General features: G+C 41.5%; 12 protein-coding genes and 1 pseudogene. 4 read left to right on the plus strand and 9 right to left on the minus strand.

The window, feature by feature from the left end; translation table 11 throughout:
• Nucleotides 1-4: 4 nt before the first annotated feature.
• From DWY57_RS19270 to DWY57_RS19295, 6 genes are all read right to left on the minus strand, one after another.
• On the minus strand, nucleotides 5-235 hold the full coding sequence (locus DWY57_RS19270) for a glycosyltransferase (RefSeq protein WP_120164414.1): 231 nt from the start codon (nucleotides 233-235) through the stop codon (nucleotides 5-7).
• A gap of 8 nt (nucleotides 236-243) precedes the next feature.
• Entirely contained in the window at nucleotides 244-1,557 is a 1,314-nt protein-coding gene (locus DWY57_RS19275; protein WP_005831349.1) for a UDP-glucose/GDP-mannose dehydrogenase family protein, read from the minus strand.
• Nucleotides 1,558-1,590: 33 nt separating this feature from the next.
• Nucleotides 1,591-2,529 carry an ATP-grasp fold amidoligase family protein gene (locus DWY57_RS19280; RefSeq protein ID WP_005831351.1) on the minus strand — a complete coding sequence of 313 codons (939 nt, stop codon included), beginning with the start codon at nucleotides 2,527-2,529 and terminating at the stop codon, nucleotides 1,591-1,593.
• On the minus strand, nucleotides 2,519-4,036 hold the full coding sequence (locus DWY57_RS19285; RefSeq protein WP_005831353.1) for a hypothetical protein: 1,518 nt from the start codon (nucleotides 4,034-4,036) through the stop codon (nucleotides 2,519-2,521). Before DWY57_RS19285 ends, DWY57_RS19280 begins: the two co-directional genes overlap by 11 nt.
• 174 nt (nucleotides 4,037-4,210) lie before the next feature.
• The gene (locus DWY57_RS19290; protein WP_005831355.1) at nucleotides 4,211-4,693 is read right to left on the minus strand and encodes a UpxZ family transcription anti-terminator antagonist; all 483 of its coding nucleotides are present in this window, start codon (nucleotides 4,691-4,693) and stop codon (nucleotides 4,211-4,213) included.
• Between the two features lie 45 nt (nucleotides 4,694-4,738).
• Complete coding sequence (locus tag DWY57_RS19295; RefSeq protein WP_034526078.1) at nucleotides 4,739-5,272, minus strand: UpxY family transcription antiterminator; 534 nt, start codon at nucleotides 5,270-5,272, stop codon at nucleotides 4,739-4,741.
• A 1,395-nt stretch (nucleotides 5,273-6,667) separates the two neighbouring features.
• Between DWY57_RS19295 and DWY57_RS19305 the strand changes: the two genes are divergently transcribed.
• The 3 genes from DWY57_RS19305 to DWY57_RS19315 all read left to right on the plus strand — a co-directional run bounded on the left by DWY57_RS19305 (nucleotide 6,668) and on the right by DWY57_RS19315 (nucleotide 8,934).
• Complete coding sequence (locus DWY57_RS19305) at nucleotides 6,668-7,132, plus strand: DUF4494 domain-containing protein (RefSeq protein WP_005831367.1); 465 nt, start codon at nucleotides 6,668-6,670, stop codon at nucleotides 7,130-7,132.
• A gap of 140 nt (nucleotides 7,133-7,272) precedes the next feature.
• A complete protein-coding gene (locus DWY57_RS19310; RefSeq protein ID WP_057256432.1) occupies nucleotides 7,273-7,938 on the plus strand; it encodes a YggS family pyridoxal phosphate-dependent enzyme in 666 nt (221 codons plus the stop codon).
• Nucleotides 7,939-7,956: 18 nt separating this feature from the next.
• Nucleotides 7,957-8,934 (plus strand): dihydroorotate dehydrogenase-like protein, encoded by a 978-nt coding sequence (locus DWY57_RS19315; protein ID WP_009038219.1) that lies wholly within the window; start codon nucleotides 7,957-7,959, stop codon nucleotides 8,932-8,934.
• Nucleotides 8,935-9,024: 90 nt separating this feature from the next.
• Here the strand turns inward: DWY57_RS19315 and DWY57_RS19320 are convergent.
• Together DWY57_RS19320 and DWY57_RS19325 are read right to left on the minus strand one after the other, a co-directional pair.
• Nucleotides 9,025-10,538: pseudogene (locus DWY57_RS19320) on the minus strand (nucleoside-diphosphate sugar epimerase/dehydratase).
• A 184-nt stretch (nucleotides 10,539-10,722) separates the two neighbouring features.
• Nucleotides 10,723-12,048: a PhoH family protein gene (locus DWY57_RS19325; protein WP_117969084.1), complete on the minus strand. Its 1,326-nt coding sequence runs from the start codon at nucleotides 12,046-12,048 to the stop codon at nucleotides 10,723-10,725.
• Nucleotides 12,049-12,216: 168 nt separating this feature from the next.
• Between DWY57_RS19325 and DWY57_RS19330 the strand changes: the two genes are divergently transcribed.
• On the plus strand, nucleotides 12,217-13,470 hold the full coding sequence (locus tag DWY57_RS19330) for a folylpolyglutamate synthase/dihydrofolate synthase family protein (RefSeq protein WP_117749765.1): 1,254 nt from the start codon (nucleotides 12,217-12,219) through the stop codon (nucleotides 13,468-13,470).
• On the opposite strand, the gene DWY57_RS19335 is transcribed toward DWY57_RS19330, so the two are convergent.
• Nucleotides 13,438-13,812: a RidA family protein gene (locus DWY57_RS19335; protein WP_005831379.1), complete on the minus strand. Its 375-nt coding sequence runs from the start codon at nucleotides 13,810-13,812 to the stop codon at nucleotides 13,438-13,440. The genes DWY57_RS19330 and DWY57_RS19335 overlap by 33 nt on opposite strands.
• Between the last annotated feature and the right edge of the window lie 142 nt (nucleotides 13,813-13,954).

Consider the following 13,954-nt stretch of genomic DNA (forward strand, 5'->3'; position numbering starts at 1 on the left):
TTGCTCAGGTACTTAAAAAAAATATTTTATAATAGTGTTGCGGAATTAAGGTTATACATGAATACTTTTGAGCATAATCATTCAGAATATTCAGACTATTGTCAGTAGAACCATCATTTACCAATAATAACTCTTTTTCTACTTCTTGTGCTAAAAGATTATCAATAGTATTGGAGATAAAAGCAGAAGCATTGTATACCGGAATTATGATACTAATTAAATTACGTTTCAACATACAGTTTATTATTTCCCTATGCAGTAATATTGAATTCCTAATTGCTCCAACTCGTCAGAATCATAAATATTCCTGCCATCTACCACTACACAATTTTTCATACTTTTGACAATAACGCCCCAACTTGGTAAACGAAACTGCTTCCATTCTGTAAGTACCAACAATGCATCGGCGTCAAGTACAGCATCATACATATCATTAGCATATGTAATTGCATCACCAATACGACGTTTACATTCATTCATGGCCACAGGGTCAAACACCTTAATAATACAGCCAGCTTCTAACAACAACTTTATGGTGACAAGTGCAGTGGCCTCACGCATATCATCAGTTTCCGGCTTGAAAGCAAGCCCCCACAAAGCAATAGTCTTTCCTCGCAAATTGTCTCTATAATACTTCTTCAGTTTATTATAAAGAATAGTTTTTTGACTCTCATTCACAGCTACCACAGCTTTTAACACCTGCATCTGATACCCCTTCTTCTCAGCCGTTTTAATAAGTGCTTTCACATCTTTAGGAAAGCAACTACCTCCATAACCACAACCCGGATAGAGAAATTTACTTCCAATACGGCTATCACTGCCAATCCCTTTACGTACCATATTCACATCAGCACCTACTAACTCACAAAGATTCGCTATATCGTTCATAAAAGAGATGCGAGTAGCCAGCATAGAATTTGCTGCATATTTAATCATCTCCGCACTAGATATATCAGTAAAGATAACACGAAAGTTATTAAGCAAAAAAGGACGATAGAGTTTGGTCATCATCTCTTTTGCCTTCTCCGATTCTACCCCCACTACTACACGATCAGGACTCATAAAATCTTTAATAGCTGCACCTTCCTTCAAAAACTCCGGGTTACTAGCCACATCAAACGGTATTTCTACACCACGGCTATCAAGTTCTTCACAAATAACAGCCTTTACTTTCTGAGCTGTACCTACAGGAACGGTAGATTTAGTAACAAGAATAGTATATTTCTTAATATTCTGACCAAATAAACGAGCTACAGATAAGACATATTGGAGATCAGCAGAGCCATCACTATCAGAGGGTGTACCTACAGCACTGAATACAATATCAACATTATCAAGACAAGAAATCAAATCAGTAGTAAAATTTAAACGACCTTCACGATGATTACGAAGTACCATTTCATCCAATCCAGGCTCATAAATAGGTAATTGGCCAGACTGTAATAATTTTATTTTCTCTGCATTTACATCTACACAAGTGACATTTACCCCCATTTCGGCAAAACAAGTCCCTGATACCAAACCTACATAGCCAGTACCAACAATTGCAATATTCATAAAAGCTAAATTAATTTAAGGAATATCTTATCATTATAAATGAATCAAACTACCCATTTCGTCTAGATATTTAGGGGCAATATAGCTCATATATCCCCCTAAAGAAGTAAACGTCATTTCACCAAAATACAATTTGCCATTTGTAATATAAAAATCAATCCGGACTTGATGATGGCCTTTTGACAAAATTTCAGCAGCTTGTAACATATCAGACAAACATGTAGGTTTTTCAATCGTCACACAATCCTGCTTATGACCACCTGACAGCATATCTGGTTTTGGATTCCATTCTAAATCATACCATGCCAAACAACAACCTTTATATAATACTCTGTCAGCACATACCAAAATTGAATAAGGTTTCCCTTCTAAACAAAATACCTTATAATCAACCAAAGAGGTAGAATTAGCATTATCATTCTTTAAATACTCCTCAGCTATAATCTTAGGTTTTATACTATTATAATGAGGTTCTGCGTAAATTGTTCCGAATTTCAATTGAAGCCAAGTATTCAGTTGTTTTCTTACTTCATCCTCATTTATACTATTTTTATTCTTAACAACAATAATAGTACCACAACCATGATTTGTCTTAAGCACAAATGATGTCGGTAATAGGTTGAAATCAATATCACAAGCATCATCCCAAACACCGTAGAGTTCCACTAAAATACTGGAAAGGCCACGCTCTTTCACATAATCTCGTACTAGATATTTATCAGCAAGCTTTGTCCAAACAGAAGTGTCAGAATTGAATTTCAACCAATTGATTTTTTCATTCAAATTTTTCGGAGAACTCCAATTGATTTTTTTGTGAGAAATATTATAATATAATAAAGAAGCAAGTTTTTTTAAGTCACGTTTCCTATAATACTCACATAAATAAACAAAAATCTTGCGACGAATGAGTACAAGAGGATAAAAAATAACCCTCAATACATTCTTAATTTTTTCACAATTTTCATCTTTCATTATTTTTTAATTTTATAAATATTTTCTTTATTATACTCTTTTCGTCTTCTCTCAAACCAAACAGAAAAGCAAAAAATAAAGTTTGAACAGCAGATAAAAATATCAACAAAAATAACCAATTTATAAAATATCTACTAATATAAAAACAAATCAATGCATTTAATATAAAAACAGGAATCCCCCCAAAACAAACGTTTCTAAGATACTGCATAATTGAAAGATTTATATTTATATGTAAAAACAAAATACGTCCGACAGCACAAATTGATTCAAACAACACATATACCAACATTACCATTTCGGCTGAGTACCCCATTTTTAAAATAATATAAACTATAGGTAAAGTTAGAATCTTTATAGTATTAATACATATACTATAGACTTTAACATTACCCACAGCTTGATTAGCCACTGCCATATTCATAGTTAACAAATCAATCTGAATAGCCAAAAGAAACATCCTACAAAACATCGTTGTATAATCAGGAACTTCCCTTAGCCAAATAGCAAGCAACTTATCCATAAATATAAATGCAGGTACACTTATCATTGACATCAACAAAAAAGAAAACTTACATGAGATTTCTGCCAATCGAAACATCTTCTGTCTATCACCTGCACCTTCAGCTTTTATTATTTGAGGATTAATAGCTGTAGTTAATGCATTAGATAAAAAATTCAACTGTCCAGCTACTTGATTACCTATTCCATAGGCAGCATTAATCGCAGCTGAATAAAAATTATTCAAAAGTATTGCCACACCTTGCCCACGACCTACAATACAACAAGTCCCATATACATTCCATCCCATAAATGAGAACATCTCTTTAAACAAAGAATATTCAAAAGTTCTAAAATTAAAATGACGGCATTCTTCATATTTCTTTCTGCAATAAATATAATATAATATAAAATTAAATATCACAAGAAATAAAGAGCCACAAGAATACCAAATTAATTTATCAAATGTAACATAAATTAAAGAAACAACAATGGGTACTTTAAGAATGGAATCGACAATCTGTACCATAGATGAATAAACAAGATTCTCATGAGATATAAGAGATGCAAAATATGGAGTACTAACAAGATTAAAAAATAGAGAGCCAATCATTAGATAATATACAACCTTTGCCACAGACAGTCTTTCCATGCTTATATTTAACATATTGGCAAACACAAAATCAGTAGCACAAACTAATAGAACACATATAACCAATCCAAAAAAAAGTTGTATACAAAGACTATTATTAAAGATTTTAATCACCATTGGCATATCATTTTTCCCATGATGATATGAAAGATACCGTATAGTGGTATTAGCTAAATTTATCTGAATAAAAGAAAGCATAGCTATAACTCCTCCTACAAGATTGTATATTCCATAATCTTCTACTCCAAGATTATCAAGTACAACTCTTGAGGTATAAAGCATTATAGCCACTTGTACCACTGTACGCACGTACTGAATACCAGTATTAACAACAACACGCGTAGAAGAATCCATTAAAATACATTATTAATATATGTATAAATAAGTAATTATTAAGCAAAGAACTACTGTTCTTTAACCTTAAATCCTAAATAATCAAGATTACATGAGAAAAGGGTTAGAGTCTGAATTTTACTATTTTTATATACTCGGAAATTATATCACAGTTAACACTAAGTTATACCACTATTACTCAATGATCTCTAAAGGATACGGATTCTCCTCAATATTTTTCAAAATATCTATTACCTTCTTTTGCTCAGTAGATAAATCTAACATATTCCAGTTTTTCATTATGTTATAAGTTTCGCATCGCATGGATTCTTCATAAACCTCACCATAGGTATAAACCAGTAAATGGACCTTAAGCAAAGAAACGGGAAGCTTCTCCAGAACATTATAGATACGCTCTAAAACCACCTGTTTTTTCCGCTCTTTATCTCCATAATCATAAATGGTAGCATTATACCCCATCAAAAGAGCCAAGCACAAATTCGCCTCCTCCTCAACATCGGAACTCTGAGCAGAAAAAAGAGAATCGGACTTAACAAGCACTTCCTTATTCAACCGGCAAAAAGTGTCGGAATAGACCGGCTCACCGTCCATACCAAGATACATCAGCTCATGAGCTGCATGTTGAAGCTCAAGAGCACGGGAAGTTAAATCATTCATTATTATGATATATGATTAAAATATAAGATTATACTTATTTAGAAGTCACCCGATTATTTTCAGATAAGATTTGGGGACTTTGACACTTGCCGTCAAAAGATCTTTAATACGGATAACGACGTATGTTTTATTGGCTTCGATGGCAACCTCACCTTCAATACCGCTGAATTCGCCTTTGATAACTTTTACTTTATGCCCAACAGTAAGAATTTCGCTATTAAGGCTGACACCGTCAGGATTCAGATCCATCACGAACATAAAATCCTCCATTTGCTTATCCGGCACCACCAGCATGGAATGCGTGGAAAGGTCCTTCATATAAAAAAGGGGGACATTATAGATGTTGGATATATCGCAGGCTGTCTGCTTGGTGGAATGAACAAACACCAGATTACGGATTACTGGAACTTCGCTACGCTTACGGCGATACTTCAATTGCGAAATGACAAAACGCGTGGGAAGATAATAGTCAAGGTCCAAATGTTCTTCCGATTTAAGTCGGTCCAGAGATTTCCGGACTGTGAATTCCTGCTTGTCACGGGTGCGGGCTGCAAACCAATATTTCTGTTGTTCAGTCACTTAGGAATTTTCTTTCGAATGAATCAGCTCAGTTCCGGGTGCGCTTCGCGGTTTGAACGAGACATTTTCCCACCCAAACCGTATTGTACACTTTTGCAATGATAATAAGCTATTAAAGAAGATATTAGACCATAGAAATGTCCAATAAACGTTCGTTTAATAAACGTCTATTTTTAAGAAAATAAGTAGAGGTATAAAAGTTAAAAAGGAACAGAACTTTAAGATGTTAAATATTAGATGTATACTACTAAATTTCAATGCATTAAGATGAGACAGAAAACACTTAGGAAATATTTTTATTAAACATTTTGTTAGTTCAAAAAATACAGCTTATCTTTGCGTTCATTAAACGAACGTTTAAAAAACACCTCATCATTTCCAATATATCATTCTACATTCCAATATCTTACCCTCATAAATGCATTATTGAAGTTTCGCAAAGATGCCTGCTGATAAATGGGAATTTATCGCACAAAACGCAAGTGAAATAAAAGCCCACTTCCATAATCTATGGAGAGAGAGTGCAAGCCCGTGAATTTCTATTTAAAACACAAGCATTCCTTTGCTTTTCACCCTTTGTTTGTCCACTGTTGCATAGGAAATTAATAACGCCTAACGGCCATGAACAGCTCTGCTTATGGCCGTCAAACGATTGCTTCATGGCCGTTAGCAGGGTTGTTCATGGCCGTTAGGCGTCACTAACTCCAGGGCTTTTACAGATGAAGTACGTAGCCCGCGCCTATTGCGCACAAGGTGCAAACGTATTGTACAGCAACTTAAAAGACATTAGACTCCACTATTCATAGTCGGGCAAACTCGAAAATGCAGGAAAACTACATCGACCGATTTATGTAACCCACGCGCGGTATTATGGTAGAGGATAATAAGTTACGGCAAAACTCAGACGTTTTTGGCAGGTGGAAGCAAATTTTGCTTCCACCTTTTCAGGTTGCTCCCACCGCAGGGCAAATGCCGATGAATAGGGAGATACAGGAGTTGGGTGGAAGTGTGGAAGCAAAGCAGATGCAAATTTATGTTTCAGCAACACGCCTCAAGTTTTAAAAAAGATGTAGTACAAAGACATAATATATAATAAGTGTTACAAATACACACTTTATACCCCGTTACTCTTGCAAATGTCGAAAAAGTCCGTACCTTTGCAATGTGTTTTTCATAGTATTAGATTTAAGGTTAACAAAGGTTGGAGTACAGCGGTACTCCTTTTTTTATGCCCATACGTACCGTCCCGGTTCTCCAATAAAATTTTCACATAAAATGCAAGGCAACTTTTTATATCCATTTAGTTTTTGGCTATCTTTGCACTGCTTTTGGCGGGCATAGGCACGCATAAAGCAGCTTAACTAACAATAAATCAATAATTAAAAACAGAAAATTATGGCAATGCATACATGGTTTGAATGTAAGATCCGTTACGAGAAAACAATGGAAAATGGAATGAACAAGAAGGTGACCGAACCGTATTTGGTGGATGCCCTCAGTTTTACGGAAGCGGAAGCACGCATCATCGAAGAGATGACGCCGTTCATTTCGGGAGAGTTCACCGTATCGGACATCAAACGTGCCAACTATAGCGAATTGTTCCCCAGCGAAGAGGAAGCTGCCGACCGCTGGTTTAAATGTAAACTGGTTTTCATCACATTGGACGAGAAAAGCGGTGCGGAAAAGAAAACCTCTACCCAGGTATTGGTACAGGCTGCCGACCTGCGTGATGCAGTGAAGAAACTGGATGAGGGCATGAAAGGCACAATGGCCGATTATCAGATAGCATCTGTAGCGGAAACCGCCATTATGGATGTATATCCGTACAGTGCAGAGCCTGACGACAAACCGGAAGTGTAACGAAGCAGAGCTTCGTAATGTGCTAATGTGCAAATATGCCAATGACCTGCGGCGTGAGAGCACAAGATAAACATAGCACAGCCAATTAGCATATTAGCACATTAGCACATTGGCACATTAACTCATTAACCCCTAAAAAGATGATTGCAGAGAATTTAAAACAAGTACTGAGCGAACTGCCTGAAAAGGTACGGCTGGTGGCTGTTTCCAAATTTCACCCCAACGAGGCGATAGAAGAAGCGTATCGTGCCGGCCAGCGTGTGTTCGGAGAAAGTAAGGTGCAGGAAATGACTGCCAAATACGAAAGTCTACCCAAAGACATAGAATGGCATTTCATCGGGCATCTGCAAACAAACAAAATAAAATATATCGTTCCTTACGTAGCGCTGATTCATGGCATAGACTCCTACAAGCTGTTGGCCGAAGTGGACAAGCAGGCTGCCAAAGCCGGAAAAACCGTCAACTGCCTACTGCAGTTGCACATTGCCCGAGAAGAGACCAAGTTTGGATTCAGCTTTGACGAATGCCGGGAAATGCTGGCAGCCGGTGAATGGAGAGAGCTCAAGCATATCCGGATATGCGGATTGATGGGCATGGCCACAAATACGGACAATGACGAACAAATCAAAACAGAGTTTTGTTCTTTAAATAGCTTCTTCAATGAAGTGAAAGCCAAGTGGTTTGCCGATGCAGAGTCATTCCGGGAACTGTCCATGGGGATGTCTCACGACTATCACGAGGCCATTGCAGCCGGGAGCACCTTGATACGTGTAGGAAGCAAGATTTTTGGAGAAAGAAACTATTAACCATAAAAAATCATTATCATGGCAACATTAGAAACTACTTTTGCAGGGCTGAAACTCAGAAACCCCATTATCGTCAGCAGCTCCGGACTGACAGACAGCGCCGCCAAGAATCAGAAACTATCTGAGGCCGGCGCAGGTGCCATTGTGCTAAAATCACTCTTTGAAGAGCAAATCATGATGGAGGCTGACTGGATGGGAGACCCGAACATGTACCCCGAAGGCAGTGACTACCTTGTAGGATATATCCGCGAACATAAGCTGGGTGAATATCTGAACCTGATTAAGGAAAGCAAAAAGGTTTGCAATATCCCCATCATAGCCAGCATCAACTGCTATCAGAATGCCGACTGGGTGGAATTTGCCGCCAAAATAGAAGAAGCCGGCGCAGACGCACTGGAAATCAATATCCTTGCACTGCAGACGGATGTACAGTATACATATGGAACCTTCGAGCAACGCCACATCGACATTCTGAGCCACATCAAGAAGACGGTCAAGATACCCGTCATCATGAAGCTGGGTGACAACCTGACCAATCCGATAGCTCTGATAGACCAGCTGTATGCCAACGGTGCCGCCGCAGTAGTGCTGTTCAACCGCTTCTACCAGCCGGACATCAACATTGAGAAAATGATACAAGTATCCGGCAACGTATTCAGCAATGAAGCCGATTTGTCCAAAGCCCTGCGCTGGATAGGCATCGCTTCGGCAGCCGTAAACAAACTCGATTATGCTGCTTCCGGTGGTATCCACTCGCCCGAAGGCGTTGTCAAGGCAATATTAGCAGGTGCTTCGGCCGTAGAGATATGCAGTGTGCTTTATCAGAATTCAGCTACCATCATTGAAGAATACATCCGCTTCCTCAACTTGTGGATGGACCGCAAAGGTATGGAAACCATCAGCCAGTTCAAAGGTATTCTGAACGTAAACGACCCGAAGGGAGTCAATACTTTCGAACGTACACAGTTCTTGAAATACTTCTCTTCACATGAATGAGACAAAAGGGTGACAAGACAATAAAAATGAAAGGGTGATAACACTACAATGACGTTATCACCCTTCATTTTATACTATACCGCTATCTTTTCATTTCTTCTTATCCAGCGCCTCAAAGCAGGAATTCTTGCTCACGAATTCCGGAACAATATCCTTCATGGCAGCAACAATTTTCATCTGGTCATAAGTGTAACTTACATCAATCAGCTTCTGGATACGCTCCTTCACCTCGTCATAGTCATACTCACGCACCGTGGCAATCATAATCTTCTCATGATAGGTGGGCTTTGTAAGCTCCTTCACATTCAAGAGTTCCTCGTAGAGCTTCTCGCCATGACGGAGACCGGTAAATTCAATCTTCACATCCGTACGTCCGGAAAGGCTGATCATACGCTTGGCAAGATCCACAATCTTCACCGGCTTACCCATGTCGAAGATGTAGATTTCACCGCCGTTACCCATACTGCCGGCCTCAAGGACAAGGCGGCAAGCTTCGGGAATGGTCATGAAGTAACGGATTATCTCAGGATGGGTCACTGTCACCGGGCCGCCACGCTGAATCTGGTCGCGGAAACGGGGAATGACAGAACCGTTGGAACCCAGCACATTGCCGAAACGCGTAGTGATGAACTGAGTGGCATGGCCTCCCTCCTTCTGCAACTTCTTCGCAAGAGACTGCACATAAATCTCGCAAATACGCTTGGAACAGCCCATCACGTTTGTAGGGTTAACAGCCTTGTCCGTAGAAATCATCACAAACTTCTCGGCACCGTATTTCACGGCAAGATCGGCAACGGTGCGCGTACCGAATACGTTCACCTGGATGGACTCGGAAACGTTGTCCTCCATCATCGGCACATGCTTGTAGGCGGCCGCATGGAAAATATACTGGGGCTTGAACTCCCTGAAGATATCCTCCATGCGCGTGGCATTGGAGATGTCGGCTATGATGGTCTCGGCATCGATGTCCCGCCAACGGTCCTGAAGTTCCAGACGGATGTCATGCAGAGGAGTCTCGGCTTGGTCCACTAAAATAAGCTTGTAGGGATTGAACGAAGCCACCTGGCGCATGATTTCGCTGCCGATAGAACCGGCGGCGCCCGTAATCATCACACGCTTGCCCTCCAGATGAGAGGCAACCTTACGGATATCTATCTCGATGGGATTGCGCTGAAGCAGGTCCTCAATCTGAATTTCCTTCAGCTGCGTACGGCTCAGCGCCTGGCCGTTCCACTCGCTCAAGGGGGGTGCGGTCATCAGTTTGATGTTGTGCACCAGCAGGCGGTCAGCCATGTCGGACTTCTTCAATTCTTCCATCTTGGCGGGAGAAATGATAATAGTCTGCACATCGCGGTCGTTCAGCACATCAATCAGCGTATCATCGTTGGGGTACGGAAAACACGGAAGAAAATCAGGTTGACAGCAACCGTCCATAAAATGGTCTTGTCAATGGTAGATGATTCCAGAAAAATGCTTCTGAAATCATATCGGAGAGCATAGGCCAACAGACTGGATATGACGATGATAAATACATCAATTAACAGAATAGTCCATATCGGAAGCACTTTCGCGGAAAGATACCGATGAAAAAAATTTCGCTTCATTTCGCTTGACAGTTTTGTTTTAGGCGAGGCAAAGATACACTATTTTAGTCAAAACAGACAATAAATCGATAAAAAAATGTTATAACAATTATTTATCGTCTATAAAGAAACCATCCCACCTCCCCCGTTTTAACAGTCAGAAAGCGGGATAGAAATAGTTTTGCCCCGGAAAATGCGGTATCCGCTACATCAGATTACTTGCCAACTCGCTCAACTGGCTGCGCTCCCCTTTCACCAGATTGACATGGGCAAACAAATTCTGGTCTCTCATGCGGTCTATCATATAGACAAGCCCGTTGGACTGACTGTCCAGATAGGGTTGGTCTATCTGCTGAATATCACCGGTAAACACCATTTTTGTACCTTCGCCGGCACGGGTGATGATGGTCTTAATCTCATGTGGGGTCAGGTTCTGGGCTTCATCGATAATACAGTAGGTTTCGCTCAAGCTGCGCCCACGGATAAAGGCTAATGCCTCGATGACCAATTGTTCACTTTTTTGCATATCCTCCAAGCGTTTCACTTCAGAGGAATTGGCAGCGAACTGATGCTTGATTACATTCAAATTATCGAACAAAGGCTGCATGTAAGGAGCCACTTTCTCATTGGCATCACCAGGAAGGAATCCAAGGTCTTTATTGGATAAGGCCACGATGGGACGTGCCAGAAGAATCTGCTTGTAGTCGGTAAGTTTTCCCAATGCGGCGGCCAGTGCCAGCAGGGTCTTACCGGTTCCCGCCTTACCGGTCAGGGCAACCAGCTTGATATTCGGGTCGTTCAGCACCTCAAAAGCAAAGCTCTGCTCGGCATTACGCGGTTCAATGCCATAGTTCTTTGTCTTGTTGACCCGACAAATCGAATGGGTAAAGGGATTATAACGTGCAAGCACACTGCTGCGGTCACTCTTCAGCACAAAGCATTCGTTGGGGCGAATGATGTCCTTAAAATCGAACTCGTTGATGTCCAGTCCTTCTTTGGAAGAATAAATGCGGTCTATCAGCACAGGGTCAATACCCTCGAACACTTCATTCGACTTTTCGAATATATCCACATTGATTACCTTATCATTGATATAGTCTTCGCACAGCAGACCGATGGAACGCGCCTTCATGCGCAGATTCACGTCTTTCGTGACAAGGATGGTTTTCATTTTAGGCTTTTTGGTGGAAAGCCAGTCCACTACCGACAGAATCTGATGGTCGGGGATGCGTTCGGGAAAGGAATCACGTACTCGGGGAGAGTCCACCATGCCTGCCACCACAAACAGACGGCCCAAGCCCTCTCCCAATGGCGCCCCTTTGGTGAACAGATTGTCATCGGTAATCAAATCTAGCTCACGGACGAACTCACGCGCATTGAAATTAATCTGCTCATTACCTTTCTTGAATTTGTCCAGTTCTTCAAGGACTACGATGGGAAGATAAATGTCATTCTCTTGAAAATTCTTCAAACAATTATAATCGTGAAGAATCACATTCGTATCAATCACAAAATTTTTCTTAGCTCCCATACACGTTAGATTTAAATTGTTAATACCTTTGCATAAGCTTAAGATAAGCTACACTGCAAGCAATTTCAAGCAAGCTTGATTGCGTTCGGTCTGCATTATCTTTGTCGCTTTTAAAGATAACAAATTAATAGGGAGAAAGGATTGCTTCTCCGTTAAATATTATAAAAGATGGATTATCAGGACACTTTAACTTACTTATATAACAGTGTGCCCATGTTTCAGCAAGTGGGCGGCTCAGCATACAAGGAAGGATTGGAAAACACTCTGACCCTGGACGCACACTTCGAACATCCCCACCGCAGTTTCCGCAGCATTCATGTGGCCGGTACCAATGGAAAGGGCTCCTGCTCGCATACGCTTGCCGCCATACTGCAAGAGGCAGGATACAGGGTCGGGCTCTATACCTCGCCCCATCTGGTGGATTTCCGGGAGCGCATCCGGATTAATGGACAGCCTATACCCGAGGAATACGTCATCCGTTTTGTAGAGCAGGAACGTGGCTTCTTCGAACCCCTCCATCCCTCTTTCTTTGAGCTGACCACTGCCATGGCCTTCCGCTACTTTGCCGATGAGAAGGTGGATGTAGCCGTAATCGAGGTGGGACTAGGCGGACGCCTGGACTGTACCAATATCATCCGTCCGGATGTATGCATCATCACCAACATCAGTTTTGACCATACCCAATTCCTGGGGGACACCTTAGCAAAAATCGCAGGAGAGAAGGCAGGAATCATCAAAAGCGGTATCCCCGTTGTAATCGGCGAGACCACTCCCGAAACGAAACCGGTATTTCTGGAAAAAGCACAGACAACGGGTGCTCCCATCTACTTTGCCGAGGAGAATGACCGTGAAGACTATCCCGGAATAGAATACGAACTGAAAGGACTCTACCAGCAGAAAAATGCCCGGACCATCCTCACCGCCCTCCCGCTACTGAAAGAAGCCGGCTACCGGCTGGACGGACAAGCAGTGCGCAGTGGCTTTGCCCGTGTGGTGGAACTGACGGGCTTGATGGGACGCTGGCAAAAACTGCAGGACTCGCCCACCCTGATTTGTGACACCGGCCACAATGTGGGAGGCATCACCTACATTACAGAACAACTGAAGCAACAGACTTACCGACAGCTACACATCGTCATAGGCATGGTGAATGACAAGGATATACGGGGGGTACTGGCCTTGCTACCCCGGGAAGCGACCTACTACTTCACCAAAGCCAGCGTGAAGCGGGCATTGCCCGAAAGCGAACTGCAGGAGCTGGCCGCAGCAGCTGGCCTAAAAGGGCATTGCTATCCTGACGTACCCGCCGCCGTGCGGGCCGCACAAGAAAAAAGCCTCCCGGAAGATTTCATCTTCGTGGGAGGCAGCAGTTTCATTGTGGCCGACTTGTTAGCGAACCGCGATGCACTCAATCTCTACTAAGGCGTCTTTAGGCAGCGCCTTCACTGCCACAGCCGAACGTGCCGGGAAAGCACCGTCAAAATAAGTGGCATATACCTTGTTCATATCAGCGAACAAGGACATGTCTGCCAGGAAAACGGTTGTCTTCACAATATTTGCCATGCCCAGGCCTGCCTCTTCCAGAATATGCTTTATATTCTCCAAGGACTGGCGGGCTTGCGCTTCAGCACCTTCAGCCATCACTCCGGTAGCTGCGTCAATAGGCAACTGACCTGATACAAATACCATTCCGCCGGCTTCGATAGCCTGGCTATAAGGGCCTATGGCGCCCGGTGCCTTCTGGCTGCAAATCACTTTCTTCATGATTGTCAAAGTTTGTTTTTATTAATAATCGGGGCTATTTTCTTTTTTCTCATAAAAAAATCCGAAGTATATGCAGTATTCCGGAAATCCACGCATTTTATAAATAAAACAACGTAATTTCACTCATAACCTGTTATACCTA

It is taken from the genome of Bacteroides sp. AF25-5LB (genome assembly GCF_003602965.1).
Taxonomy (GTDB): domain Bacteria; phylum Bacteroidota; class Bacteroidia; order Bacteroidales; family Bacteroidaceae; genus Bacteroides; species Bacteroides uniformis.